Source organism: Streptomyces indicus, assembly GCF_900100315.1.
GTDB classification, from domain to species: Bacteria; Actinomycetota; Actinomycetes; order Streptomycetales; family Streptomycetaceae; genus Streptomyces; species Streptomyces indicus.
The window spans coordinates 183,196-209,521 of record NZ_FNFF01000014.1; the positions used below are offsets into that span (position 1 = coordinate 183,196).

A 26,326-nucleotide genomic window follows, 5' to 3' on the forward strand; every position below is an offset into this window, starting at 1 on the left:
TCCCCCCGAATGCGCCCCCTCAACTGCCGCTCCCGTCAGACCTGTTCGGCCTGCGCACGGACCGTCGGCAGCGGCATCAGGACCGGCTCCCCCGTCGGCGCCTTGCGGCAGACGTCGCCGCAGTCCGCGTCGAGCGAGCAGCAGAGCGAGCAGATGGGGCCGTTCTGCACGGGGCAGTCGGCGATGTCGGGGAGCTCGTAGGCCGTCTCGCAGACCGTGCAGTCGTGGGTGGCGGTCTCGTCCTCGACCTCGACCTCCGGGCCGTTCACCGGGTTCGGGCGGGCCAGGTAGTACTTGCCCTTGGTGGCCCAGGCGATCAACGGGCAGAGGACCAGGGCGAGTCCGGCGGCGATGAAGGTGGAGAAGGCTTCCGCGTACGTGCCGAAGAGGCCGAAGAAGGCGAGGATGGAGACGGTCGAGGCGATCACCATCGCACCGAAGCCCGCGGGGTTCACGGCGTACAGGTACGCGCGCTTGAACTCGATGTACTTGGGGCTCCAGCCCATCCGCTTGTTGATGACCAGGTCGGCGGCGACGGCGGTGATCCAGGCGATGCCGACGTTGGAGTAGAAGCCGAGCAGCTTGTTGAGCGCGGCGAACATGTTGAGTTCCATCAGCGTCAGCGCGATGGCCAGGTTGAGGAAGATGTACCAGACCCGGCCCGGGTGCTTGTGCGTGACGCGGGAGAAGAAGTTCGACCAGCTCAGCGAGCCGCTGTAGGCGTTGGTGACGTTGATCTTGATCTGCGAGACGATCACGAAGACGGCGGCCGCGGGCAGGGCCACGCTGCCGAGCCAGGGCTTGAGGGCCTCGATCTGCGGGGCGATCGGTTCGAGCGCGTGCGTCTTCCCCACGGCTGCGAGGGCGACGAACGCCAGGAAAGCACCGCCGAGTTGCTTGGCCGCGCCGATGATGACCCAGCCGGGTCCGGCCGCGAGAACGGCCAGATTCCATCGCCTCTTGTTCCGCTCGGTCTTCTTCGGCATGAAGCGCAAGTAGTCGGCCTGCTCGCCGATCTGGGCGATCAGGGAGAGGGCGACGCCGGTGCCGAGTCCGTAGCCGATCCAGTCGAAGCCGGAGCCCGCGCCTTCCGTACCGCCGAAGGAGCCGAACGCGCCCCAGGCGTCCGGGGCTTCGAAGGCGAGGATGACGAACGGCAGGATCATGCCGATGATCCAGACCGGCTGGGTCCAGGCCTGCACCTTGGCGAGCGCGCCCATGCCGCGGAAGACGATCGGGATCACGATCAGCGTGGTGACCAAGTAGCCGATCTCCACCGGGAGTCCGACGGCCTGGTGCATGGCCTGGGCCATGATCGAGCCTTCGAGGGCGAAGAAGATGAAGGTGAACGAGGCGTAGATGAGCGAGGTCAGCGTCGAGCCGAAGTAGCCGAAGCCGGCGCCGCGGGTCACCAGGTCCATGTCCAGGCCGTACTTGGCGCAGGCCTTGGCGATGGGCACGCCGGTGATGAAGATGATCACGGCCGCGGTGAGGATCGAGGCGAAACCGCTCGTGAAGCCGTACGTGAAGACGATCGAGGCGCCGATGGCGAAGTCGGCGAGGTAGGCGATACCGCCGAGCGCGGTGCCCGCGACCATCGAGGGCGACCAGCGCCGGAAGGAGTGCGGGGCGTAGCGCAGCGAGTAGTCCTCGCGGGACTCGTCGGCGGCGAGCTTGGCGTAACTCCGCTGCGGAGGCGGCGGGTTGACCTCTTCGGTGCGAGTGACCGTGTCCGTCATGCTGGCTCCTTCACGCTTTCACCGACCGGGGTGCGGGTTCGGTCGGTGAAAGTAGGAGCCGGACATGACGATCCGTAGCGGTATACCATTAACCCGGTGTTACGCGGCCGGGCGCGGCGTTAACTCCGGGTCACGGCGGCGGACGGGGCGCTCCGAGTATCGGGCACGGCGGCGGACAGGCACCCGCACCCGCTCACGGGCACTCCAACTGCCCGCCGCCTTCGGTCACTTCACGGGCAGGTGGTACGCCACGCGGTAGCGGTCGGCCGGGATCACCACGTCCGCCGTCTCGACCGGGCGGCCCGACGCGTAGTACGTGCGCTCGATGACCAGGACGACATGGCCGGGCACACCGCCGAGCAGATGCAGCTCCTCGGCGAGGCCGGGGCGGGCGCCCACTTCCTCCGCCACGTTGTCCACGATGACGTCGATGGCCGCCATCCGCTCGACCACGCCGCAGCCGCCGAGCGGCCCCTCCTCGGGCAGCATCACCGGGGTGCGGCCGGTGATGGCCAGCGGCTCGTACGACGTGGAGAGCATCATCGCCTCGCCGGCGTCCCGGAAGACATACGAGGTGCGCATCACGCGGTCGCCGGGCTCGATCGCGAGGCGGCGGGCGATGTCGGCGTCGGCCTGGGCCTGTTCGCTGCGGGACTCCCAGGTCCCGCGCGCGCCGCTCTCGGCCTGCTCCTGACGGAACGGCGACAGTCCGCCGCGGTGCCGGTAGGCCGCGCGCGAGACCCGGCGCGGCACGGGCCGCTCGCGCACATACGTGCCCGAGCCCGAGCGGCCCTCGACGAGGCCCTCGGCCATCAGGACCTTGCGCGCCTCCAGCGCGACGGTGTCGGAGACCCCGTACTCCTCGCGGATGCGGGCCTGGGAGGGGAGCCGGGTGTGCGGCGCCAGGGTGCCGCTCACGATCTGCTTCCGGAGATCGTCCGCTACGCGCAGATACGCGGGCTGCTCACCGAACGTCACTGGCCACTCCCATCAGGTTGACAGACAGCAACAGCCTGGCAACCCTGGGTTGTTGACCGCAACCAAAGGCCAGAGAATCACTCGAAGTGATGACGATCTTCGTCAATCCCTTGTGCACCGGGCGGGGTTGCGCCTCGAGTGCGGTGCCTCCTGAGGCGAGCGGTCCCGCACTCGACTGCGTGTCGAGTGCGGGGCCGCCCGGGCTCGGCGTGTCGCGCGGCGCTCAGCCTCAGCGGATCACGCTCAGCGGGCGTTGCCGTTGTTGAAGTGGTACTCGCCGTTGCCGCCGCCCTGGTTGCCGTTGGCGCCCGGGCCGCGGCCGTCGGTGCCGGGCTCCACGTGGTTGGTCTTGGTGTGCACGATGTCGTAGTACACGGAGGTGTCGCCGGCGTTCGGGAAGACGCGGTAGGTGAACACGTTCTTGTCGAGCTGCGTGATCGGAACGGTGCGCTGGAAGAGCACGTTGCCGTTCGCGTCCTTCGCGTTGATCCAGCGCTCGGAGCCGTCGGGGGTGACGGTCCAGTCGCCGTGCATCTTCGGGCTGTCGTCGAGGTTGTACATGGTGTACGTGCCGTCGGCGTCGAAGTACGCCCAGCCCACGAAGTTCGCCACGGCCGGGTTGTCGAGGGCGACGCGGTTGCCGTCCTGGTCGACGGCGCCGGTGGTCTTCCACGGGGTCGAGGCGAGCAGGTCGGAGGGCGTCGCGTCCTTCAGCGACGCGGCGGCGGGCGCCGACGCGGCGGGCGCGTCGGCGGCCAGGGCCGAGACGGGCACCAGCGCGGACACGGCGATGGCGATCGCGGAGGCGGTGAGGGCGGAACGGCGGGAGATGCGGGTGATGTTCATGCCCTCGACGCTATGGGCGGCACCGGGGCGACCGTGTCATCCGATCGGCTACTGATGGGGTCCCTGGACGGTGGATTCGCCCAGGTCCTTTCGCGCGGCCGGACCGCGCCACCGCCGCGCGGACTGCTCCGGGCCGGCTTCTGGGCCTACCCGGCCCCGGCCCCGGGCTCGCCGGCGAGGCAGGCGTGGCAGAGGCATCGGTCCGGGTGCGGACTGTACGGCGCCGTCTCGGCGCGGTACTGGCGCGCATACCGCTCCAGCGTCGCGGAGACCTCCGCCGCGTAGTCCGCGCCGAATCCGCCTTCGCGTCCTGCCTCACGCAGCCGCTCCACGACGCGCGGGGTGTGCACGAGCTTCGGCCGGAAGCTGTGGAGGTGGCGCGTCGCCGTGTCGATGACGAGCCACCGACCCGTGTGCCGCTCACGTCCGGCCACCGTGACCCGATCCTCCCGGACCCCAGTACGCGTCGGCCACGTACACCTTCGCCCCGCCCCTGAAGCACTTCGTCCCCGGGCGCAGTTCCTGGCCCCCGACTCCGCATCGACGCCAGGCCACGACGTTCGCCGCCACCAACCAGACCGGCTCATACGGTGAGATAACGGACTCGTTCACCCGCCCCGCCCTCCCCGTCCGCGCTCGACCGACCGAAGAGACAGGCCCTAGACCTCCGCACCCTCACCCGGTGCGGGCGCCTCCTCGCCCGGTGCAGGGGCCTCGGACTCCGTGCCGCCGGAGCCGGAGCCGCCCGAGTCGCCGGATCCGCCCGAGCCGCCCGCGTCACGCAGCGAACCCGTCGTCTTGCCGCCGTTCTCCTTGCCCAGGATGCAGGTGACCTCGCGGTCGCCGAGCCGCCAGCTCTGCTGCGTCGGGCTGTAGAAGAAGATGAAGGTGTCCTCGGGGGTGGCGTCGATGTCCCCGACGTAGTCCTCCACCATCGCCCCGCACTTGTCGTTGGCGAGGTCGTCGATCTTGCGCTGGCCGGGGAACTCGGAGTGGTCGAGCTCGAACGAGCCGAAGGCCTCGCCGTCGTGCGGCTCGGAGCAGGGCACGACGTCGAGTTCGTACGTCAGGCCTTCGAGCTCACCGCCGGGCGCGTTGAAGCACTCCCCCTTGTCGGGCGAGGCGATCTGCTCCTTCTGCGCGTCCTTGACGCCGTCCCTGAACCCGTCCCAGAAGTCGCCGGCCGCCCCGCTCACGAAGAAGAGGACGGTGAGGGCCAGGGTCACCGCGTTGACCACGATGCCCGAGATCGCGAGGCCCCGGCCTGACTGGCCGCTGCGCTTCGTCTGCCGCAGGGCGACGAGACCGAAGACCAGGCCGAGCGGAAGGAAGCAGAGCACGCAGGTGACGAGCGCGGCGATGGCGAGACCGCTGGTCTTCGGCGCGCTCGGGTAGGGCTGCCAGCCGTTGCCGTATCCCGGGTACGGACCTTGGGGCTGCTGGCCGTACGGCGCCTGCGGGTTCTGGCCGTACGACTGCTGCGGATTCTGCGGATTCTGGCCGTACGGGGTCTGCGGGTTCTGGTGGTACGGGGCCTGCGGAGGCTGTCCGTACGGGGCCTGCGCGCCTTGGCCGTACGGCTGCTGCGGGGGAACCTGACCCTGCGGCTGCTGCTGGGGGATCTGACCCTGCGGCTGCTGCGGGCTCTGCTGGGGCGGGCCATACGGGTTGTCCTGGGGCGGCGGAGGTATGGCCACGGGCTGCGGTCTCCTGATCGGCGGTGGGCGAGCCGCGCCGCCCGGCAGGTGCCGCGGCGGCCGCGGGCGGGCTGCTGCCCGAAATCGTACGGCTTTGCGGACGGGGCCCCGACGCCTTGTCCGGCGTTCGTCCGGCGGGGGTGCGGACGGTCGGGGCGCGGAGCGCCGAATAACGGTGAGACCGGCACGCGCTGCCTGCGGTCGGTCACCGCGCGCCGCCGGGTGTGCCCGGCCCCGCCGCCGAACGTCGTCGGCCCGCGCCGCCGTGCGTGGGACCCCCGCGCGGCGCAGCGGCGAGGCGGGCGGGGCGGTTCCTAGGGTCGGCCGGGTGAGCACTTCGCGCAGCCGTCGCCTCCCCGCCGCAAGCAGCCGCCTCCGTATGCCGATCGCGAGCAGCCACCTCCGTATGCCGATCGCGAGCAGCCGCCGAACGGTCTTCGCACGCAGCCGCCCTACGGTCCTCGCAGGCAGCCGCCGAACGGTCCTCGCACGCAGCCGCCGCCTCGTCCGCGCCGCGGGCCCGCGCACCGGCGGACTTCTCACCGCGCTCGCCCTCCTCGCCGGGACGCTGGCCGGTGCCGGCAGCGCCGGGGCGCGGCCCTGGCCCGCCGATCCCTCGGACCGGACCGCGCCCGGCGGGAGTTGTGCGCCCTCGCCCGGCTGGACGCCGACGGCCACCGATCCGCGGGCCACCGGGCCCGCGCACGCCTACGTGGGCAACGGGGCGCTCGGCGTGCGGGTGCCGCCGCGCGGGCACGGGTACGCGGTGTCGGACACCAAGACCGGCTGGCCGCTGTTCACACCGCGCTACGACGGCGCGTTCGCCGCCGGGCTCTACGCGGTCGACCCGGAGTCCGGGCGGCAGGCGCTCGCCGCGCTGCCCACCTGGACCACCCTCGACTTCGCCGTTGGCAAGGAGACCTACGGCGCGAAGGGCACGGCGGCCGGCACGTCCGCGTACCGCCAGACGCTTTTCCTGCGCTGCGGGTTCGTACGGACCTCGCTCACCTGGACCGCCGCCGACGGCCGCCGCACCGACCTCGTCTACGACGTGCTCGCCGACCGCAACGCCCCGCAGGGCGGCGCGGTACGGCTGCGGATCACCCCGCACTGGAACGGCGAGGCGACCGTGGTCGACCGGATCGACGGCCGGGGTGCGCGGCGGCTCGCGCACGAGGGCGGCCGGGCGAGCGGACGCGCCACGGTCGACGTGGCCTTCCGCGCCCAGGGCACCGGGACGCGCGGTGCGGTGGCCTCGACGCTGCGGGCGCCGGGGAAGGTACGGCAGGGCGGCGCGGCACGGGAGTTGAGCGCGGCGCAGTCCGCGACGTTCCCGGTGCGCTCCGGGCGGAGCTACGAGGTGGTGAAGTTCGTCGGGGTCGGCGGTGAGCGGACCACGGCCGCGTCGCGGCGTGCGGCGATCCGCTTCTCGCAGCATGCGGCGCTGCGCGGCTGGCCCGCGCTGTTCGCCGCGCACACCGCGGCCTGGCGCGGCCTGTGGTCCTCGCGGATCGAGGTGCCGGGCCGCGAGGATCTGCAACTGTGGCTGCGTTCGGCGCAGTACGGCCTGTACGCGGCGCTGCGCCGCGGCGGCCGCGACAGCATCGCGCCCACCGGCCTGACCAGCGACAACTATGCGGGCCTTGTCTTCTGGGACGCGGAGACCTGGATGTTCCCGCCGCTGCTCGCCACGCGTCCCGAACTCGCCCGCCCCGTCCTGGACTACCGCTTCGCGACCATGGGCGGCGCCCGCGACAACGCGCGCAGGCTCGGCTACAAGGGCCTGTTCTTCCCGTGGACCAGCGGCGCGGACGGCGGACTCTGGTCGGAGTGCCACAGCTGGCGCCCGCCGCACTGCCTCACGCAGGTGCACCTCCAGTCGGACATCGCGCTCGCCGCCTGGCAGTACTGGCTCGCGACCGGCGACCGCGGCTGGCTGAAGGAGCGCGGCGCACCGCTGCTGCGCGGGATCGCGGAGTTCTGGGCCGACAAGGCGGAGCGGAACACGGACGGCTCGTACTCGATCCGCGACACCGCCGGGCCCGACGAGTACAGCAACGGCGTGGACGACGCGGTCTTCACGAACGCGGGCGCGGCGACCTCGCTGCGGCACGCCGCCGAGGCGGTCGAAATCCTCGGCGGGCGCCCCGATCCGGCCTGGCGGCGGATCGGGGACCGGCTGCGGATCCCGTACGACGCCCGGCGGAAGATCTTCTGGCAGTACGACGGCTTCGAGCGCCTGCGGAACCCGCGGATCAAGCAGGCCGACACCGTCCTCCTCATGTACCCGCTGGAGTGGCCCATGCCGGAAGGGGCCGCCGCGGCGACGCTCGACCACTACGCGGCGCTCACCGATCCCGACGGACCGGCGATGACGGACTCGGTGCACGCGGTCGACGCGGCCGCGATCGGAGAGCCCGGCTGCTCCGCGTACACGTATCTCCAGCGCTCCATCCGGCCCTTCGTGCGCGGCCCCTTCGCCCTCTTCTCCGAGGCGCGCGGCGAGAAGGCGGGCGCCCACGACCCGCTCGCCGGCTCCCCCGCCCAGGACTTCCTCACCGGCAAGGGCGGCTTCCTCCAGGTCTTCACGCACGGCCTGACGGGGTTGCGGCTGCGTCCGGACGCGGTGCGCCTCGATCCGACGCTGCCGCCCCAACTCTCCTCCGGCGTACGGCTGTACGGGCTGTCGTGGCGCGGCCGTACGTACGACGTGAACGTCGGGCCGCGCGAGACGACAGTGCGGCTGACCTCCGGTGAGCCGTTCACGATCGAGTCACCGCAGGGCTCGTTCCGGGTGACGGCCGCCGATCCGGCCGTCCTCAAGACCCGCCGCCCGGACCTGGCACCGGGCGGCTCACTCGCCCGCTGCCGCCCGGCCTCGGCGAGCTCGGAGGAGCCGGGGCTCTACGCGGCGGCCGCGGTGGACGGGAGCACGGCGACAGCGTGGAGGCCCGAACGCGCCGGGGCCTGGCTGCGCGTGGACCTCGGGCGCACGCGACCGGTCAACTCGGTCTCGGCGGACGGGAGTCACCGGGTCCAGACCTCGACGGACGGCAAGCGCTGGGAGCCGTTCACCAAGGGTGAGCCGGTGCGGTGGGTGCGGATCGTGCAGACGGGTGCGGGGCCGGAGGCGGTCACCGAGCTGAAGGTCGACTGACCCCGTGACCGCCGCCTCCGTGCGGGCCGAGCTCAGTTGGACGGACCGGCCGGGCAGCGGCCGGCCTCTTCGCTGCTCACCACGGGGCGCATCTGTGGTACGGCCCACGAGGCGCATCTGTGGCTCGTCACCCGCTACAGCCTCACGCGACAACCCGCCCGATTGGACCGGTGTGCCTTCAATCCCCGGTAGTCCCCCAAAAGCAGAGCTCAAATGCGTGGCCGTCACTGTGGTAGGCAACCGTGCAGCAGCCGGATCCGCGGCCGAACGGCGGGAACCACCCATCCCCTGAACGCTTGACCGCCTGCCGGATGAGCTCCCGCGATGGCCGGCCGGTGCCGAACAGCTCGAGGACTTCCGGGCCCTCGACCATCCGCACGTCGCCGGCGTCTTCCGTGTCCGGCTCGCACCGCACGACACGCCTGACGTCAAGTGCCGAATGCGCGGGCTCTTCCTCCAGCCGGCCGCTGTCGTCCAGATCAGCCAGTGTCTCGACGCCTTCCGCCCGGTAGTAGTCGGCGTCCCGGGCGAAGACGGCCTGCCGCAGGCGATCGAGCGCGGCCTGCTCATCCATGTCGAAGGGCGTGAAGTACACCCACTTACTCGCTCCCACACAGGTGACCGTACCGATGATGTACGGCACCGGCGGAGGGCAGCCTGCACTTGCTCCCTGAACTGCACCTGGTGGCACCCGCACCGGGCGCCGTTGCGTGCGGAACCACTGGAATCACGCTGAGCCGGGCGGCGGGCAGCGGAGGCGCCGGCCGCCACCGGCGCCGACGGCGGAGGCACTGGTCGGCGCCCGTGACGGTCGGCAGACTGGGGCAGGTGACGACATCGCTGCGCAAAGGCGCCAATCTTCCCGTGACCGCCGCCTCCGTGCGGGCCGAGCTCAGTTGGGCGGACCGGCCCGGCGGTCCGGACGCCGATGTCTCGGCGCTGCTGCTCACCGCGGCCGGGCGGGTGCGCGACGATCTCGACTTCGTCTTCTACAACCAGCCCGAGCACGCCTCGGGCGCCGTGCGGTATCTGGGCACGCGGCGGCAGTCCGGCACGGTCGCCAACTCCGTCGAGGTGCAGCTGACGCGCCTGGAAGCGGAGATCGAGCGGGTGGTCCTCACCGCGTCGGCCGACGGCGGCACCTTCGGGCAGCTCGCCGGACTCACGCTGCGGCTGCTCGACGCCGGTACGGGCGCGGAGGTCGCGCGGTTCGAGACGGAGGCCGGGAGCGAGACCGCGTTCATCGGGGGCGAGCTGTATCTGCGCGCCGGGCAGTGGAAGTTCCGGGCCGTGGGGCAGGGGTACGCCTCCGGGCTCGCGGGTCTGGCCACGGATTTCGGGATCACAGTGGATGAGGAGGAGGGGGCGGGGGCCGGTGCGGGTTCCGGTGCCGCTGCCGGTGCGGGTGCGGGTCCGGCGGGTGCGGGCCCAGGTCCGGCGGGTGCGGGTGCGGCGTCTGTCGCAACGCCCGCTCCTCCCCCGCCGCCTCCCGCCCCGACAGCTCCGCCCGCTCCTCCCGTCGCCCCCGCTCCCCCCGTGGCCCCCGCGCCCGCCCTCGCGGCGACACCTCCGCCTCCCCTCCGTATGACGAAAGGGGAGGAGAACCTTCCCGTCGACATGCGCAAGCGGCTCAGCCTGCGCAAGGAGAAGGTGGCCGTCAGTCTCGCCAAGCACGGGGCGGCCGGGGTGCGGGCGCGGGTGGTCCTCGTGCTCGACGCGTCCGGCTCCATGGCCGGGCTCTACCAGCGCGGCACGGTCGCGGGTGTCGTGGAGCGGATGGCCGCGGTCGCCGCGCAGCTGGACGACGACGGGGCGATGCAGGCGTGGACCTTCGCCTCGAACCCGGCCAGGCTGCCGGACCTGTGGCTCGGCGAGCTGCCCCGCTGGCTCCAACTCCACGTGCGGGTGGGCGAGATCAGCCTGCTGCGGCCGAAGAAGCGCAAGCGCGGACTGCTCGACGAGCAGGTGGACATGCGCCTGGTCGGCATCCAGAACGAGGAGCAGAAGGTGATCGCCGAGGTCCGCGCGTACGTCCGCGCGAACCCCGCGGCCGATCCGACCCTCGTGCTGTTCTTCTCGGACGGCGGGGTCTACCGCAACGCGCAGATCGAGAAGGAGCTGCGGGAGGCCGTGGAGGAGCCGGTGTTCTGGCAGTTCGTGGGGCTCGGGCGGGCCTCGTACGGCGTCCTCGAACGCTTCGACACGCTGCCGGGCCGGCGCGTGGACAACGTCGGCTTCTTCGCCGTGGACGACATCGACAAGGTCGCGGACGAGGAGCTGTACGACCGGCTGCTCTCGGAGTTCCCGCAGTGGATCAGGGCGGCGAGGGCGGCCGGGATTCTCTGAACTCGGGGCAGAGCAAGCCGAGTTACGGCGAGCGAGGCTCGCGCGGTACGCGGGGTCACCGCGAGGCGCGCGGGCCTAGCGCCAAGTGCGCTCCGGGCGCAGCAGACCGTCCGCCTTCGCCGAGGCCGGTGCCGTGACCAGGCGCGGGTGTGCGTGGCCCGTGTAGACCTCCGTCAGGAGCAGCAGCCGCCGGACCGTGGAAGGTGCCGGGCCCGCGCCGGTGCGGGTCAAGGCCGTCCATACGCCCTTGCCCCACGGGCCCGGCACCGTCCAGCCCCAGGCGTCGCTCGCCGCCTCGACCATCCGCAGGCCGTGGCCCGCCGCCGGGCGCGGCAGGCCCGTGCCGGGGTCGAAGACCGCACACAGGAGGTCGGGGCCGTCGGCGAGCACGGTGACGACCAGCGGGTGCGGAAAGGGTTCTTCATTGACGCCGGCCAGGCCGTGTTCGAGCGCATTGGCCACCAGTTCGCCGACGGCGGTGTGCACCCGCGGGGCGAGCGCCGTGCGCCGCCACCGCTCGAGGGTGGCGTCCACGAAGGCCCACGCGGCCTTCTCCGCCCCGAAGTCCGCGGGCAGCGACACGGTGGCCGCATCGGCGCCGGCCACCGCTGCGGGAAGCAGCAGTTCCTCCGGGCGGCTTGGCGCAGTCGTCACCTGAACTCCCTTGAGCGGAAAGGACCTTGGTCGGCAGGTCATCTGCGGACATGGTGGGGTGTCCCCCCGTGCCACTGCAAGCACATCGGCAAGAACATCTGCAAGAACGCCTGCAAGTACGCCAGTGCTTACGCTTGCACGTACATCCGCACATACACGTCACGTACCGCTCCAGGGGGAGAGATCCGTATGCGCTCACCACACGCTTCTGCCGGGGACTATGACAACGGCATGTCCGCGGCGGCCCTGCACGGCGTCCGGTGGCGCAAGAGCGGCCGGTCGAACGCGAACGGGGAGTGCGTCGAAGTCGCCGAGCTGGCCGACGGACAGATCGCCGTGCGCAACTCCCGCTTCCCGGACGGGCCCGCGCTGGTCTACACGAGAGCGGAGATCGCGGCGTTCGTCGCGGGCGCCAAGGACGGGGACTTCGACGACCTGACGTAGCGTCATCGCGGGCCGGTGGGCCGTCACTTGGTGTAGCGCCATGGCCCGCGCCGGGTCTTCTGCGTACGGCGTGGTTACCGCACGTAAGCGCCCAACTGAGTCCGTATGAGCTTTAGTTCGGAACGCTGTACACATCGCGCGCGCCGGTGCGACACTGAGCCGCCGGGCGGCCTTTGGCCACCGGTCGTACCAGAACACCGACAGTCTCGCCGGCGCACGGCGTACACAGCGGGGAGCGAAGCAGCATGACAGGCTCTCGGGCAGAGGGTGCTCCTGAGCTGGAGGGGGCACCCGGGCTCCGTTCGACACCTGCGCAGCGGCACGGCGGTCCCACCGTGCTGCGGATCGTGCTCGGCACCCAGTTGCGCCGGCTGCGCGAGGCGCGCGGCATCACGCCCACCGAGGCGGGGGACGCCATCCGGGCCTCGCACGCGAAGATCAGCCGTGTGGAGCTGGGGCGCGTCGCCCAGAAGGAACGCGACGTCGCGGACCTCCTGACGCTCTACGGCGTCCTCGACCCCGACGAGCGCGCGGAGTACCTGGAGCTGGCGCGGCGCGCGGGCACGCCCGGCTGGTGGCAGAAGTACAGCGACGTCATGCCCAGTTGGCTGGAGACCATCCTCGGCCTGGAGGAGGCGGCCTCCGTCATACGGAGCTACCAGGTGCAGTTCGTGCCGGGGCTGCTCCAGACCGCCGACTACGCGCGGTCGGTGGTGAGCCTCGGCGAGGCCCGCGGCTCGGTGCGCGAGATCGAGCGCAAGGTCGAACTGCGGCTGCGCAGACAGCAGTTGCTGACCCGGCCCGAGGCGCCGAAGCTCTGGTTCGTGGTGGACGAGGCCGCGCTGCGGCGTCCGATGGGCAGCGGTCTGACGATGCGCACCCAGCTGCGGCGCCTCATCGAAGTGGCCCAACTGCCGCATGTGACCTTGCAGGTGGCGCCGTTCGGCGCGGGCGGGCTCGCCGCGGCGGGCGGCCCCATAACGATCCTCCGTTTCGACGAGCCCGACCTGCCGGACATCGTCTATCTGGAGCAGCTCACGAGCGCCCTCTACCTCGACAAACGGTCCGATGTCGAGAACTACATGATGGTCATGGACCAGGTCTGCTCGGCGGCCTCGACCACCGAGCGCAGCGTGCAGTTCCTGGAGGAGCTGCTCGACTCGTACTACTAGGACGCGTACCAGCGGGACGCGCGCTCGGGCCCGTCCTTCTCCCAGGCCGTACTACAGGGCCGTAAAAGCCGAACTCATATCCTGCACGTCCCCTCAGGAGATGCCCCGTGACCGCTCACGTCCCGACCGAGCCCGGCGGCCAGCCCGGGCCGGCCATCGACATCACCGTCCCCTGCTCGCCCCGCATCTGGAATTACTGGCTGGGCGGCAAGGACAACTACGAGGTCGACCGCGCGGTCGGCGACCAGTTCTTCGAGATCTACCCGGCGATCGTGCCGATCGCCAAGCACTCCCGCGGCTTCCTGAGCCGGGCGGTGACGTATCTCGCGGGTGAGGCCGGGGTGCGCCAGTTCCTCGACATCGGCACCGGGCTGCCCACGCACGACAACACGCACCAGATCGCCCAGCGCACGGCCCCGGACGCGCACATCGTGTACGTGGACAACGACCCGGTGGTGCTCGCGCACGCCCGCGCGCTGCTCACCTCGAGCCCCGAGGGCGCGACGCACTACATCGACGCGGACCTGCACGACCCGGAGCTGATCCTGGAGCGCGCGGCCAAGCTGCTCGACTTCGAGCGCCCGGTCGCGCTGTGCATGCTGAACATCCTCGGCCACATCGAGGACACCGCCGAGGCCACCGACATCGTCCGCCGCCTGATGGCCGGGCTGCCCTCGGGCAGCTACCTCGTCACGGCGGACGGTACCAACGTCGTGACGGGCGAGGCCTTCGAGCGCGCCATCGCCGTCTGGAACCAGGTCGGCCGCCCCACCTACCACCTGCGCAACCCCGAGCAGATCAAGGGCTTCTTCGAGGGCCTGGAACTCCTGGAGCCCGGGGTGGTCTCCTGCTCGCGCTGGCGCCCGGCGGAGAACCCGTTCGGGGAGCCGGCGGAGGTCGACGAGTTCTGCGCGGTGGGGCGCAAGCCGTAGGCGCGCGCGGGCGCCGCGAACTCAGGCGGCGTCGGGACGCTGGGCGAAGCGCAGAAGGTTGCCGGCGGGGTCGCGGAACGCGCAGTCGCGCACCCCGTACGGCATGTCCATCGGCTCCTGGATGACCTCGGCACCCGAGGCGGCGAGCTTCTCGAAGGTGGCGTCGCAGTCCTCGGTCGAGAAGATCACCCCGCGCAGCATGCCCTTGGCCATCAGCTCCGCCATGGCCTGTCGGTCGTCGGGCGAGGCGTTGGGGTCGGCGAGCGGGGGCTCGAGGACGACCTCCACGTCGGGCTGCGTGGGCGAGGAGAGCGTCACCCAGCGCATGCCCTCGAAGCCCACGTCGTTCTTGACCTCGAGACCGAGCGCGTCACGGTAGAAGGCGAGCGCCTTGTCGTGGTCGTCGACGGCGATGAAGCACTGCTTCAGCTTGATGTCCATGGCCTTAAGGTAAGGCCGCCCCTGACCGGTCCGCTTCTCCATTCGTGACCGGTTACGCAGGCCCGCTCATGACCGATTGCCCAGGCCAATGGGCGGCCGGTTGCTCAGGCCCATGGGCGACCGGTTCCTCAGGCCCCCGGCCTGTCGGGCTTGGCGTTGCGCAGCGGCCGCGAGTAGATCATCGCGACGCAGGCCGGGATCTCCGCGACCTCCTCGTGGTCCCGGGCCCGGTACGCGCTCGGCGACTCCCCCACCAGCTCCGTGAACCGCGTGCTGAACGAGCCGAGCGAGGTACACCCCACCGCGAAGCAGACATCGGTCACGGACATGTCCCCGCGCCGCAGCAGCGCCTTCGCCCGCTCGATCCGACGCGTCATGAGATAGCTGTACGGCGTCTCCCCGAAGGCGGCCCGGAAACTCCGCGAGAAGTGCCCGGCCGACATGTGCGCATGCCGCGCGAGCCGCTCCACGTCCAGCGGCTCGGCGTAGTCGCGGTCCATCATGTCGCGGGCGCGCCGGAGCCGTACGAGATCGTCGAGGGGGACTTTTCCTGCCACGCGGCCAGGATCCCACGAAGGGGAACATGGCGCGTCGGCTCGGACGGGCCCTGCTCCGGTGAGCAGGGCCCGTTCCGGGGCGTGGCCGGCGTCACTCGTCCCGCAGCTGGGCCGCCAGTTCCGTGAGCGGGGTCGTCGCGTCCGGGCGGCCGATGGCGGTCAGCCGGCCCACGGCCGCGTCGATACGGGCCAGGGCCGGTCCGGTGCGCTCCAGGTAGATGCCCTCCACCACGCCCGCGAGGCGGACGCATTCGGTCCACTCGCCGATGCGCTCATCCCCCGAGCCGACCTCTCCCAGCAGGGTGAGGGTCTGGGTGAGGGCGGTGAGGGATTCCTCGTAGGCGCCCGCGTAGGCGTTCACGCGGCCGTGTTCGTAGGCCAGTGCAGTCTCCAGGGAGCGGCCCTGCGGGACGAAGCCGGCGCGGGCCGCGGCGGCTGCGAGGCGTTCGGCCTCGGCGAGCAGGGCTCGGGCCGGGCGCAGGCCCTCCTCGCCCTGCTGCTGGGCCTGGAGGCGGGCGACCTCGCGCAGGTGGTTGCTGAGCTGTTCGTAGCGGGCGGACTCGGGGGATGTGGCGTGGGCGGCGAGTGCCTGGTCGAGGGCCTCGCGCGCGGGGCCGAACTCGCCTGCCTCCGCGAGGAGTACGGCCGTCTCGCCGGCGATCATCGCGTGGCTGCCGGGGTCGTCGGACCAGTCGGCCGACTCCGCGGCGAGCGCGGCGAACTCCGTGGTGGCCGCCTTGAGGTCGCCGCCCGCGTGCAGGGCGCGGGCGCGGGTGAGGCGGAGTTGCGCGGTGAGCCGGTCGTCGAGCTCGCCGCCTGCGATGTCGGGTTCCGCGAGGACGGAGTCCAGCAGGGCGATGGCGTCCTCGACGCGGTCCAGGTCGATGCTGAGCTGGGCGGCGTTGCTGTAGGCGCAGAAGCCGTCGACGCGGTCGCCTTGGCGCAGATGCATCTCGGCGCCCCGGGTCAGGTGCCGCAGCGCCTCGTCGAGGAGCCCCAGGTGCAGACAGGCCTCGCCCAGGTCGCTGTGCAGCCGGCCGCGGTCCATGCGGGCCGCGGGCCACTCGTTGGCGAGCCGTACGGCCTCGGTCAGGTCGGTGTGCGCGGCCTCGGCGTCGCGCATCCCGAGGTGCACCCGGCCGCGCAGGCCGAGGGTGCGCGGCAGATGCCAGGCCGGGCCCCCGGCCCTCAACCGGTCGAGCAGGGAGTCGAGTTGGGCACGGGCGGCGGGCAGGTCGCCGGACATGGCGTGCACGGAGGCACGGAGCAGTCCGGCTCCGGAGATCTGCCCCTTGAGCGCGTGCCGGGTGGCGAACTCGTGCAGCAGGTCGAGCTCCGCGAAGGCCGCGGGGACGTCCTCCTGGCTGCGGGTGAACTGGAGCCGCAGTCCGCGGGCCGCCGCGCGCACCCGCAGCAGGGCGGCCTCCTCGTGGGGGGTGAGCTGCGCGGCAGCGGGACCGGGCGCCGAAGCCTCTTCGTGCAGGCGGCAGATGGCGGCGTGTGCGGCGGCCACCGCCTCGGCCTTGGCCGTCTCGTCCCCGTCGGCGGCCTCCGCCGCGGCGAGCAGGGCACGGGCCCGGGCGAGGACGGCCTGCCCGGTGCGTCCCGCGTCCTCGTAGAGTCCTGCGGCCTCCTCGGCCAGGGCGGCCGCGGTCGCGTTGTCTTCCTTGCGCTCGGCCAGACCCGCCTCGTGTTCGAGGAGTTCCGCGCGCAGCCGTACGAGCGGACCGACGGCCGGGTCGTCCGGGTGCCGGTAGTCCGGGGCCGTGGCCAGCGCGTGCAGGCGCTCCCAGGCGGTGTCCGCTTCCGGGTGGCCTTCCTCGTCCAACTCGCGTGCGCGGATGATGAGTTCGGCGAGGGTCTCGGGATGTGACTCGGGTGCGCTGACAACGGGTGCGGGCTGGGCCGTGGTCATCTCGTCGAGCGCGCGCGGCCGCAGCGTCAGCTCCAGTGCGTCGAGCAGGGGCGCGCGCTCCAGGCGGGTGCGGCGGTGGGTGCTCACCGAGGCGGTGCCGTTGCGTGCGTCGAAGCGGGCGGCGAGCTCGTCGGCGCGGGTGCGGATCTCCGTACGCAGCGAGGCGACCGTCCAGGAGCGGCCCGCGTATCCGGCGGTCGCGAGGCCGCCGTGGCCGAGGGCCTCGACGCGCTGGAGCAGCACCTCCACTCCGGTGAGGAAGGCGAGCTGGTCGGCCGGCGAGTCCACCTCCTCGAACAGGCTCCGGTTCTCGGCGAGGAGTTCGAGGCCGCGCGCCTCGTTGCCGGTCAGGGCGCAGAACTCCAGGTGGCGGCCCACCTCGGGCGCCATCGAGGGGTTGCGGCGGCAGGCCCGGTAGCCGGCGAGGTGCAGCTCGCGGGCCCGGTCCGCGGCGCCCGTACGCAGCAGCGGGAGCAGCGCGTACGAGATGGAGCGGGCCGGCTCCTCCTGGCAGGAGTCCTGGCCGGACAGGACCGGCTCCCAGATGCCGAGGGCCCGCGGGTCGTCGCCCCTGCCCACGTGGAAGAGGGCGCGCTCGCAGATCTCGCAGGCCTCGCAGTCGCTGTAACGGCTGCGGACCCGGCCCGCCCACAACTCGTAGGCGAGCGCGGTGTCCTCGCCGAGGTGGTCGGCGAGCTGGTAGGCCTGTCCGTAGTACGGCTGGAGGTCGATGTCCGCCTTCACGTACCGGTCGCGCATCTCGCCCAGCCACTGGCGCAGGGTCGCGAGCGGGATCTCGGGCAGGGCGAGCAGCGCGTTCGCCACCCACTTGAAGCGCCAGAACAGCTGGTGGCGCATGCGCTCGTCGAAGGCGTCGGGCTGCTCGTCGTAGAGGTTGAGGAGGCGGGCGAAGACGACGGGCGACTTCCGCGGCTCGGCGCCGTAGGTGTACGCCTCCTGGAGTTCGAGGAGCGCGTCGATGAGGAGCGCCGGGTCGTCGAACTGCTCGGCCGCGTCGGCGAGTTCCTCGGCCGTGACGGTGCGCGTGCGGCCGTAGGGGCGCTGGTCGTTCTCGTGCAGCGCCTCGTAGAGCGCCTCTATGGACTGGGGTGCGGTCGTCATCGTCAGCTGTCCTTGCGCAGAGCGTGGGCGAGCAGGTCGAGGAAGGAGCGGTTGATCAGGCTCGATTCGGAAGGCCTGAGCGGGCGCCGGGACAGCAGCGCGGCCTGCCCGTAGAGGGCTTCGGCGCTGGTGCGGGCGAGCTCGGGCTCCTCGATGGCCACGGCCGTACGGACCAGGGGGTTGAGCTGGTTGAGGATGAGCTGGGCGCGCGGCACCTCCTGGCGCAGGTGTCCGAGGATGCCGCCCCACAGGCCGCCCTCCTGCTCGCGGGCGAGCTGGGAGCGGGTGCGCTCGTGCCGTGCCTCGCGGCTGTCGACGAGCAGGGCCGGGGCGGAGGCGGGCTGGAAGGCGCGCAGCGCGACATCGCAGTCGAAGACGGCGAGGGCGTCGCGGGCGCGCGCGAGGTAGGCCGCGGCGGCCAGTTCGGTCTCGCGGTCGACGGGGTCGAGGTGCGCGGTGAGCGTGGCCGGGTCGAGGTCGGCCACCGCGACCTCGGGCCGGACCTCGGGGAGCCGGTGCACGAGTTCGCGGTCGTAGGTGTAGCCGCCGTTGACCACGCCGAGTCCGGCCGCGGAGGCGATGGCGGCGACCTGCCGGAACTCCTCCACGCTCGACGTGACGAGCACGGTGCGGTGGGTGCGCGCGAACTCGTCGAGCGTGGCGTGCCCGTCGGTGGTCTCGAACGGCAGCCAGGGAAGCAGCATCCGCAGGATCTCGTCGTCGTGCACGGCGAGGGACTTCACGGCCAGGTGGTGGACCTGGAGGAAGCGGCCGAGGAGATCGGGGTCGCTGGCGGCGGCCCGCGCGATCCAGTCGCGGAGGCGGTCGGCGAGCGCGTCGCGTACGGCGGCGAGGGTGTCGTCCTCGTACAGCGCTTCGCGCGAGGCCGTGGGCCGCAGGGACTCGGCGTCGACCACGCAGCGCACGAAGAACGCCCAGTCGGGCAGGATCTCCGGGGCCTGCTCGGACAGGAGCATGCCCTTCACGTGCACGCGGTGGCCGTGCCGGCGGCCGCTGGGCACGGCCTCGGGCAGGATGCAGGCGATGCCCCTCAACCCGACGGCGGGCAGGTCGAGTTCGATGGTGTCGAGCGGCTTGAAACCGAAGACCTCTTCGCCGTACGCGGCCAGGGCGCGGTGGCGGGCGCCGGGGGTCGGGTGGGTGAGCGACCAGGGTGCAGGCTCGGGGTTGACGGGCTCGGGGCCGCCGGTGCCGTCGGTGAAGGTGACGGGGTGGCGCAGGAGCGAGCCGAAGTGGCGGGCCAGGGCGTGCACCCGCTCGGGGCGGGTCCACTCGGCGGCGTCCGCGCGGGGCGTCAGGGTGACGGTGGTGCCGGGCTGCGGGCGTGCGGAGGCGGGCAGCGTACGGACGGTGTAGCTGCCGTCGCCGCGGCCGCGCCACTCGACGGCGGGCGCGTCGGGCGTACGGGCGCTGCGGCTGACGACGTGGATCTCGTCGGCGACCAGGAAGCAGGAGAGCAGGCCGATGCCGAACTGGCCGATGAAGTCGGCCCGTTGCTCGGCGATCTTCTCGGCGCGCTTGCTGGAGCGGCCGATGGTGGCGAGGAAGGTGTGCACGTCGGCCTCGGTGAGTCCGACGCCGTCGTCCTCGACGCGTACGAGCGCGCCGTCCGCGTACAGCCGGATGCCGAACTGCCCCTGGGGTTCCAGGGCGTGGCGCGCGGTGAGCGCGTCCACGGCGTTCTGCATCAGTTCGCGCAGGTAGACGCGCGGGCTGGAGTAGAGGTGGTGGGACAGCAGGTCGACGAGGCCGCGCAGGTCGACCTGGAAGGTGCGGTCGGTGCCGGTGTTCTCGGGCAGGGTCATCGGGCAGTCCGTGGGTCGGTGAGGTGACCGGCGGCGGATGGCGGCACGCCGGGGGCACGGGGGTACGGGGTTGCGCCGGATCGGGGTCCGGGAGCGGAACCGGAGAGCAGGCGGCGGTGGAAGCCGCTCAGAAGGCCTTGCGGAAGCGGGCGTACGCCTTCTGCGGGTCCGCCATGAACGTCCACGGCCACTCGGTGTACACACCGTCCAGCTCGCGGAAGACGTTCGAGGCCTTGCTGCTGCCGGCAAGGGCGAGGGCCATGGCAAACATGTTGTAGTCGCCGTGCCAGCCGAGCCGGCGCTCGTACGCGTGGTGCAGGATGCTGCGCTCGGCCGCCTCCCGCAGCTCGGTGCGGATCCTGGGGTCCTGGAGGCAGTCGCTGTTGTCGGACTCGACCCACAGCTCCACGTACGCCATCGCGATCGCGCAGCCGAGCCGGTGGCCGTCGGGCGCCGTCGCGAAGGCCTTGCGGGCGAACTCCAGGGCCTGGCCCGGCTCGCCGCCCCAGCGGGGCTGGAGCTGGGAGATCCACTCCAGGTGGATGTCCGTGTTCAGCGGGTCGCGGCGCAGGCCGGCGTCGAGCCGGGCCTCCTTGACGCTGTCGGGCACGGACATGCCGCGCGCGGAGGTGAGCAGATGGCGCCACGGGGTGATCCAGTCGGGCCGCAGCTCCGCCGCTTCGAGCAGGTGGTCCTCGGCGATGCGCAGCCGCTCGTAGAAGGTCTGCCACTGCTCGCGCGAGACGTCCTTGGCGCGGGCGGAGGTCCGGGCCTCCCAGCCCCAATGGACGTGTCGCGCACCGGAGATGAGCAGCGCGGTGGCGCGGTGCTCCTTGTCCTCGTCGGCGGCCCGTACGATCCACTCCTCCACCCCGCCGACCACGGCCAGTTCGCCGAGGACGGCCTGGTCGTGGCCGAGGTCGAAGGGTGCGAGCGCCGCCTTGACGGCCTCCCAGTCCCCCGCGTCCGCGGCCTCCACGGCGGCCAGCACCCGTGCGTCGCCGAGCGCCCGGAGCGTGGACACCCCGTGCTTCCCCTTGCGGGGCGCGAGGACGTGCGCCTCCCCCGCCGGTCTGTCCTCACCCCTGCCGAACAACTTCCCCAACATGCCGCGCCCTCCCCAGGTACCGCGTGATCGTCCGCGCAGCATAAGGGGGAGGTACGACAGTTCGTCCACGGGGTTGCCGCGGAATGTTCACGCGGGAAGTACGGAGGTCAGCGCCGGTGTTCCGCCCTGCCTCCCGTCGGAGCCCGCGCCGGTGTTCCGCCCCGCCCCGTCGGAGCCCGCGCCCGTGTCCGGCGCCGCACCGTGCCGGATTCAGCGCCAGTACCCGGTGAACGTCACCGCGTCCTTCGTGAAGCCGCGCTCCCCCACGAGATGGCGCCGCGTCTGCGTCGCGAGCCGGCGCCCGCCCGCCACCCACGCGTACCCCGGTCCGTCCGGCAGCGCGGCCGACTGCACCGCCGCGAGCGCCCCTTCGCCCGAAGGCGCGCCGTCCTTGCGGATCACCCACTCCACGGTGGCGTGCGCGGGCACGCCCAGCTCCTGGACGTCCTCCTCGTGCGGGACCTCGATGTACGCGCGGACCGGGCGGCCGTCGTCGGCCGAGGCGATGATGCCCGCGATCGCCGGGAGCGCGGTCTCGTCCCCGACGAGCAGGTGCCAGCGGGCCGTTGACGGCGGCAGGAAGGTGATGCCCTCGTCGAGGATGCCCACCTCGTCGCTCTCCTCGCCGTCGCGCGCCCACGCGGACGCGGGCCCGAGGCCGCCCTCGGCGTCCGCGTGCAGCGCGAAGTCCACGTCGATCTCGGGACCTTCGCCGTGCAGGCCCTCGGTGCGGTGGGCTCGCACGGTGTAGTTGCGGCCGACCGGGCGGGTGTCCTTGGACATCAGCATGTACTCGGCCACCCAGAGCCCGCCCGTGCGCTTGGGCAGCCGGAGTCCGCGCTCCACCGGAAGGAAGAGCCGGAACCACTGGTCGTATCCCATGGGCGTGAAGCGCTTCAGGGCCTCGCCGCCGAGGGTGACGCGGACGAAGGACGGGCTGATCCGCTTGCGCGCGACCCCTCGTACGACGAGGAACTCCCGCTCCTGCGGCTTGAGATACTTCCCGCCCTTGGCCATCGCGCCACCCCTCACCTCGTAAAGTTAGGTAACCCTAACAAGGGTGGAGAGCCGTCGGAAGCCCCGTAAGGCACCCGCGGTGAAGGGGCCGGACCCTCCCAAGTCCGGCCCCTTCACCCGCGCCGGGCGGAGCTCAGCCGCCCAGCGTCAGGCGCTGCACACCGCCCTCGTACGTGCCGACGTACAGCGCCTTGCCCGAGGGGTCGGCCGCCATCGCCCGCACGTCCGTGTTCTGCATGCCGCGCGCCACGCTCTGCCATGTGCGGCCGCCGTCCTCGGACTTGAGGACACCGCGGCTGCCGATCGGGAAGCCCCACTCCCAGCGGCTGCTCGTCCCGGCGTAGTAGGTGCCGTCGATCTCGACGACATCCGACACCAGCATGCGCAGTCCGCCCGAGTCACCGGTACGGAAGGTCTTTCCGCCGTCGGTCGAGTAGCGCAGTTCCTGGCCGCCCGCGACGATCCGCCTGCCGTCGAGGTGGAGGGCCGTGGTCTCGCGGTCGTCCGCCTTGGTCAGGGTCTTGCCGCCGTCGTCGGAGTACCACAGGCCGAGTGTGCCGCCGAGCCACAGCCGGTCCGAACCGGGCTGTTGGGCAAGGGACTTGAAGTACAGCTCGTGGTTGTGCGAGCGCCACTTGGCGCCGCCGTCCGTCGTGACGTACACGCCGCCGTCCGCCCGGTTGACGTAGCCGACCGTCACCTTGTCCGGGTCGTCCGGGTCGATGAGCAGCGTCGTGAGCGTGCCGTCGAGCCTGCCGCGGTCCGCCCAGGTCACGCCGCCGTCGGTGCTCTTCTGCACGGTGGAGCCGCCGAACTGGCTGGAGAGCACCCGCCAGACGACGGACGAATCCTTGGCGTACGACTCGACGAGCCCGATCGACGCACCGGTCGAGCCCTCGAACTCACCGCGCCCCCACTCGGGACCGGCCGCCGGCAGCCCGGTGCGGTACAGCCCGCTGTCGCTGCCCGCGACCAGGGAACCGTCCGCGTAGGCGAGCGAGTTGACCGTGACGCCCTGGACGCCGGTACGGGTGTACGTGCCGTCGGAGGCGCCGCGCAGGATGCCGGCGCTGCTGCCGACGGTGTGCGAGCCGTCGGCCCAGCGGTCGAAGTCGGTGAACACCGCGCTGCGGTTGGGCTTGTCCTTGCTGGTCCAGGTGCGGCCCGCGTCCTTGCTGAAGTGCAGCTTGCCGCCGTCCTCGTGCAGGATCTCGGCCCCGGACAGGGTCACCGTGCCGTTGGGGCGGTGGCCGGTGGCGTGCCAGTCGCGGCCGCCGTTCTCGCTGGCGTACAGGCCCGCGCCGCTGCTGCCCTGCACCTGGACGGTGAGCAGCTTCTCGTTGGCGTCGTAGCCGAAGAGCACCTGGTGGGAGGCGGCCGCGTACACCTTCTCAGCCGGCTTCGGGCTGCCGGTGACCCAGCCGCGGACGACCCAGATGTCCTTGCCGTGCCAGCCGTACAGGTCGTCGCCGCCGATCTGCACCGAGGTGATGTAGTCGGTGGGGAAGCCGAGTTCCTGGACCTGCCAGGTCCTGCCCTTGTCCCGGCTGAGCATGTACTGGCCGGTCTCCGCGGACGCGAGCAGCACCTTCTGGTCGGGGTCGGTCGTCAGGTCGGTGTACGGGGCGTCCGGCGCACTGGACTTCTGCCAGGTGAGGCCGTTGTCCCGGGTCTCCATGATCAGACCGCCGTTGCCGACCGGCGGGTGGTCGGAGCGGACCGCCGCCCACCAGTGCGCTGCGTCGTCCTTGTCGACCACGATGACCGGGGGACGCTTGGCGCCGTCGAACGGCAGCCGGGTGCGCTGCTTCCAGGTCTTCCCCCGGTCGGTGGTGACCCAGGCGCCGCCCCTGACGCCGGTGGAGACCACGGCCTGGTCCGGGGCGGTGGGCGCGAGGGTCAGCTGCCCGCCCGCGCTGTTCGGGCCGATCGGTGCCCAGTTGGTGCTGTGCTCGCCGGCCGGGGTGACCTCGAAGGCGCCCTCGCCGTACGTCTTGGTGCCCTGGACCGTGCGGCCCTCGACGCTCAGGTCGTACGTGCCGGGGGCCAGCTTCGTGAACTGCGCCTGATACGCGTTGGCGGCGAGACGTTCGAGCTTCACCTCGTAGGGCCGGCCGCGGCGCGGGTCGACGGTGAGCGTCGGGGCGTCCGCGAAGGCTTCCTGGGAGTAGGCGTAGACCGTGGCCGTACCGTCCGACGGGTCGGGGGTGGCCTCGACGACCACCGGGGTCGCGGTGAGCTGGTACGGGACGGTCAGGTCCGGGCCGCGGTCCGGTTCGACGGTGATGCGGCCGGTGATGTCCTGGTACGCGGCGGGCCGGTCGGCCTCCACTTCGACGGTGACCTTCTTGCTGCCGCCGGCCGGGATACGGACGGACGAGGGCGACACATCGGCCGACTCGTCTCCCTTCACACGGGCGTTGAGGGTGCGCTTCGAGGAGTTGTGGAGCGTGACCGTACGGCGCTCCTCGACCTCGTCGTCCTCGGTGATGTCCGGGTGGCCGAAGGCGAGGGTGGCCGGGGACGCGGTGAGCGTGGCGTCGGCGGCGGCCGCCGTGTCCAGGCGGCCCGCGCCCTGCGCGGTGACCGGGGCGTCGGCGAGCGGCTGCGCGCTGCCGGTGAGCTCGTCGCGCAGCTGGGCCGCGGACTTCTCCGGGTGCAGCTGGCGCAGGAGCGCGGCCGAGCCGGCGACGAGCGGGGTCGCCATCGACGTACCGGAAAGGCGGTAGTAGCCAGAGGAGATGAGGCTCTTCGGGACCGTGGAGCGGATCTCCACACCCGGCGCGACGATCTCCGGCTCCAGGCCGAGACGCGGACTCGGGCCGCGCGAGGAGAACGAGGCGATCCGGTCGCTGGAGTCGGTGGAGCTGATGGTGATCTCGGCGTCCGTGCCGGCCAGTGCGGCCAGTTCGTAGCCGGTCAGGCGGTCCACGCCGAGGATCGGCAGCCGGTCCATGCGCCAGTGGTCGGTGCCGAGGGTGCCGCTGGTGGGCGCCGCGTTCAGCTCGCCCTTGCGGGGCTCCACCTCGCCGGGCTCCACGGTCCGTGCCCGGCCGTTGTCGTCGGCGGCCGGGCCGCCGCCGTCCGAGGACACGCCGCCGATCACGGCGAGGGCGCCGCGCTTCTCGGCCTCCTCGTAGACGGCCAACTCGTCCGGGTAGAAGCCGTCTTCCTCGGTCCGGCCGGGCGGGCTGGCGTAGAGCACCACCTTGCCCTTGACGTCGCCGACGCGCTCCCAGTCCTCGGGCATGCCCCAGCCGAGGTCGACGACGGGCCCGGTGGCCGGTTCGTCCGGGCCGTAGGCGGTCAGGAGACCCGGGTACGTCTGGATCTCGTCCTTGCCGAGCGCGGCCCGCGGCACCCGCGTACCGGAGGTGGAGGCACCGACGGTCAGCACACCGTCCGCCGAACCGGGCGAGCCGATCGCGTACTGGGCGCCGTCGTTGCCGGCGGCGGCCACCACGAGGATGCCCGCCTCGACGGCGGCCGTGGCGGCCAGGCCGACCGGGTCGGTGCCGTCGATGCCCGCGCCGGTGGCGCCGATGCTCAGGTTGATGATGTCGGCGCGGTGCGGGTTGGCCGGGTCGGCGGCGGCCTCGATGGCGGCGATGATGTCGGACATGTCGCCGTAGCCGTCGGCGTTCATCGCCTTGTACGCCGTCAGCTTCGCGTCGGGGGCCGCACCCGTGACGCCGCCCTCGGCCGCGGGCTTCGCGGCCACGATGCCGCCCACGTGCGTGCCGTGCCCGTTGTCGTCCATCGGGTCGGCGTCGTCGTTCACGAAGTCGTACCCGCCGACGACCTTGCAGTCCGCGCCGAGGCAGCCGCCGAGGTCCGGGTGGGAGTAGTCCACACCGGAGTCGATCACGGCGACGGTGACGCCCTTGCCGGTGACCTTCCGCCCCTCGGCGTCCTCGCGCTGCCAGACGCCGGTGTTGCCGACGAGCCGGTTGGCGTCGGCCATGGTGACCTTCATCCGGGTGTCGGGCACCACGGACTTGACCCCGGGCAGCTTCTTCAGCGCCTCGGCGTCGTCGGCGTCCACGGTCATCGCCACGGCGTTGACCAGGAGCCCCAGCTTGCGGACGGACTTCGCCTCGACGCCCGCGCTCTTGGCGCGGCCGAGGAAGTCCTTCTGCTGCTCGGCGATATCGGCCTTCTCGGCCTTCACCTCGGCAGCGGTCGCGTCCTCGGCGGCGCCCGCGGGCGCCTGGAGCGCCGAGGCGCCGTCGAGCACGACGATGACCTTCTGCTTCCCGGCAGGCGTCCCGGCGGCGGACGGCGCTGCGGCGGCGGTCGTCGACGGGACCGATGTGAGCAGCCCGCCGAGCACCGCGGCCGACAGGCCTATGTGCACAGTTCTTCGATTCACGTA

The 26,326-nt window shown here is 72.2% G+C and carries 19 protein-coding genes; 5 read left to right on the forward strand and 14 right to left on the reverse strand.

Translation table 11 applies throughout. The features are described 5' to 3' along the window. Window positions 1–35: 35 nt before the first annotated feature. The 5 genes from BLT97_RS28400 to BLT97_RS38055 all read right to left on the reverse strand — a co-directional run bounded on the left by BLT97_RS28400 (window position 36) and on the right by BLT97_RS38055 (window position 5,260). Window positions 36–1,739, reverse strand: coding sequence for a purine-cytosine permease family protein (locus tag BLT97_RS28400; RefSeq protein WP_093615175.1), 1,704 nt, complete (start codon window positions 1,737–1,739; stop codon window positions 36–38). Window positions 1,740–1,964: 225 nt separating this feature from the next. Then, window positions 1,965–2,717 carry a GntR family transcriptional regulator gene (locus BLT97_RS28405; protein WP_093615177.1) on the reverse strand — a complete coding sequence of 251 codons (753 nt, stop codon included), beginning with the start codon at window positions 2,715–2,717 and terminating at the stop codon, window positions 1,965–1,967. 243 nt (window positions 2,718–2,960) lie between these two features. Further along, the gene (locus BLT97_RS28410) at window positions 2,961–3,563 is read right to left on the reverse strand and encodes a DUF4822 domain-containing protein (protein WP_093615179.1); all 603 of its coding nucleotides are present in this window, start codon (window positions 3,561–3,563) and stop codon (window positions 2,961–2,963) included. A 146-nt stretch (window positions 3,564–3,709) separates the two neighbouring features. Then, a complete protein-coding gene (locus tag BLT97_RS38680; protein WP_245769583.1) occupies window positions 3,710–3,997 on the reverse strand; it encodes a hypothetical protein in 288 nt (95 codons plus the stop codon). Between the two features lie 225 nt (window positions 3,998–4,222). Continuing rightward, window positions 4,223–5,260: a DUF4190 domain-containing protein gene (locus BLT97_RS38055; RefSeq protein ID WP_176953915.1), complete on the reverse strand. Its 1,038-nt coding sequence runs from the start codon at window positions 5,258–5,260 to the stop codon at window positions 4,223–4,225. A gap of 379 nt (window positions 5,261–5,639) precedes the next feature. Between BLT97_RS38055 and BLT97_RS28425 the strand changes: the two genes are divergently transcribed. Then, complete coding sequence (locus BLT97_RS28425; protein WP_245769584.1) at window positions 5,640–8,417, forward strand: glycosyl hydrolase family 65 domain-containing protein; 2,778 nt, start codon at window positions 5,640–5,642, stop codon at window positions 8,415–8,417. A 178-nt stretch (window positions 8,418–8,595) separates the two neighbouring features. Here BLT97_RS28425 and BLT97_RS28430 read toward each other — a convergent pair whose 3' ends face one another. After that, entirely contained in the window at window positions 8,596–9,060 is a 465-nt protein-coding gene (locus tag BLT97_RS28430) for a hypothetical protein (protein WP_093615181.1), read from the reverse strand. Window positions 9,061–9,257: 197 nt separating this feature from the next. On the opposite strand from BLT97_RS28430, the gene BLT97_RS28435 reads away from it, so the two are divergent. Further along, a complete protein-coding gene (locus BLT97_RS28435) occupies window positions 9,258–10,763 on the forward strand; it encodes a VWA domain-containing protein (protein WP_093615259.1) in 1,506 nt (501 codons plus the stop codon). Window positions 10,764–10,838: 75 nt separating this feature from the next. On the opposite strand, the gene BLT97_RS28440 is transcribed toward BLT97_RS28435, so the two are convergent. Further along, the gene (locus tag BLT97_RS28440) at window positions 10,839–11,417 is read right to left on the reverse strand and encodes an ATP-binding protein (protein ID WP_143041396.1); all 579 of its coding nucleotides are present in this window, start codon (window positions 11,415–11,417) and stop codon (window positions 10,839–10,841) included. A 189-nt stretch (window positions 11,418–11,606) separates the two neighbouring features. On the opposite strand from BLT97_RS28440, the gene BLT97_RS28445 reads away from it, so the two are divergent. The 3 genes from BLT97_RS28445 (at window position 11,607) to BLT97_RS28455 (ending at window position 13,965) form a co-directional block, all read left to right on the forward strand. Then, window positions 11,607–11,861, forward strand: coding sequence for a DUF397 domain-containing protein (locus tag BLT97_RS28445; RefSeq protein ID WP_093615185.1), 255 nt, complete (start codon window positions 11,607–11,609; stop codon window positions 11,859–11,861). Between the two features lie 245 nt (window positions 11,862–12,106). Then, entirely contained in the window at window positions 12,107–13,033 is a 927-nt protein-coding gene (locus BLT97_RS28450) for a helix-turn-helix domain-containing protein (RefSeq protein WP_093615187.1), read from the forward strand. A gap of 107 nt (window positions 13,034–13,140) precedes the next feature. Further along, window positions 13,141–13,965, forward strand: coding sequence for an SAM-dependent methyltransferase (locus tag BLT97_RS28455; RefSeq protein ID WP_093615189.1), 825 nt, complete (start codon window positions 13,141–13,143; stop codon window positions 13,963–13,965). Between the two features lie 21 nt (window positions 13,966–13,986). Here BLT97_RS28455 and BLT97_RS28460 read toward each other — a convergent pair whose 3' ends face one another. The 7 genes from BLT97_RS28460 to BLT97_RS28490 all read right to left on the reverse strand — a co-directional run bounded on the left by BLT97_RS28460 (window position 13,987) and on the right by BLT97_RS28490 (window position 26,323). Then, window positions 13,987–14,406, reverse strand: a complete 420-nt coding sequence (locus BLT97_RS28460; protein WP_093615191.1) for a VOC family protein — start codon at window positions 14,404–14,406, stop codon at window positions 13,987–13,989. A gap of 128 nt (window positions 14,407–14,534) precedes the next feature. Continuing rightward, window positions 14,535–14,909, reverse strand: coding sequence for a helix-turn-helix transcriptional regulator (locus tag BLT97_RS28465; protein WP_093615193.1), 375 nt, complete (start codon window positions 14,907–14,909; stop codon window positions 14,535–14,537). A gap of 145 nt (window positions 14,910–15,054) precedes the next feature. Further along, window positions 15,055–18,000, reverse strand: a complete 2,946-nt coding sequence (locus BLT97_RS28470; RefSeq protein ID WP_093615195.1) for a hypothetical protein — start codon at window positions 17,998–18,000, stop codon at window positions 15,055–15,057. 2 nt (window positions 18,001–18,002) lie between these two features. Continuing rightward, window positions 18,003–19,826, reverse strand: a complete 1,824-nt coding sequence (locus tag BLT97_RS28475) for an HSP90 family protein (protein WP_093615197.1) — start codon at window positions 19,824–19,826, stop codon at window positions 18,003–18,005. 127 nt (window positions 19,827–19,953) lie between these two features. After that, window positions 19,954–20,934: a hypothetical protein gene (locus BLT97_RS28480; protein ID WP_093615199.1), complete on the reverse strand. Its 981-nt coding sequence runs from the start codon at window positions 20,932–20,934 to the stop codon at window positions 19,954–19,956. A 210-nt stretch (window positions 20,935–21,144) separates the two neighbouring features. Beyond that, window positions 21,145–21,966, reverse strand: a complete 822-nt coding sequence (locus tag BLT97_RS28485) for a siderophore-interacting protein (protein WP_218137329.1) — start codon at window positions 21,964–21,966, stop codon at window positions 21,145–21,147. Window positions 21,967–22,084: 118 nt separating this feature from the next. Beyond that, window positions 22,085–26,323 (reverse strand): S8 family serine peptidase, encoded by a 4,239-nt coding sequence (locus BLT97_RS28490; RefSeq protein WP_176953916.1) that lies wholly within the window; start codon window positions 26,321–26,323, stop codon window positions 22,085–22,087. Between the last annotated feature and the right edge of the window lie 3 nt (window positions 26,324–26,326).

Excerpts from the sequence above, each read along its gene's own strand:
- BLT97_RS28460 (WP_093615191.1), bottom strand. The coding sequence starts at position 14,406 with ATGGACATCAAGCTGAAGCAGTGCTTCATCGCCGTCGACGACCACGAC.
- BLT97_RS28425 (WP_245769584.1), top strand. The coding sequence starts at position 5,640 with ATGCCGATCGCGAGCAGCCACCTCCGTATGCCGATCGCGAGCAGCCGC.
- BLT97_RS28480 (WP_093615199.1), bottom strand. The coding sequence starts at position 20,934 with ATGTTGGGGAAGTTGTTCGGCAGGGGTGAGGACAGACCGGCGGGGGAG.
- BLT97_RS28410 (WP_093615179.1), bottom strand. The coding sequence starts at position 3,563 with ATGAACATCACCCGCATCTCCCGCCGTTCCGCCCTCACCGCCTCCGCG.
- BLT97_RS28465 (WP_093615193.1), bottom strand. The coding sequence starts at position 14,909 with ATGATGGACCGCGACTACGCCGAGCCGCTGGACGTGGAGCGGCTCGCG.
- BLT97_RS28470 (WP_093615195.1), bottom strand. The coding sequence starts at position 18,000 with ATGACGACCGCACCCCAGTCCATAGAGGCGCTCTACGAGGCGCTGCAC.
- BLT97_RS28450 (WP_093615187.1), top strand. The coding sequence starts at position 12,107 with ATGACAGGCTCTCGGGCAGAGGGTGCTCCTGAGCTGGAGGGGGCACCC.
- BLT97_RS28475 (WP_093615197.1), bottom strand. The coding sequence starts at position 19,826 with ATGACCCTGCCCGAGAACACCGGCACCGACCGCACCTTCCAGGTCGAC.
- BLT97_RS28445 (WP_093615185.1), top strand. The coding sequence starts at position 11,607 with ATGCGCTCACCACACGCTTCTGCCGGGGACTATGACAACGGCATGTCC.
- BLT97_RS28400 (WP_093615175.1), bottom strand. The coding sequence starts at position 1,739 with ATGACGGACACGGTCACTCGCACCGAAGAGGTCAACCCGCCGCCTCCG.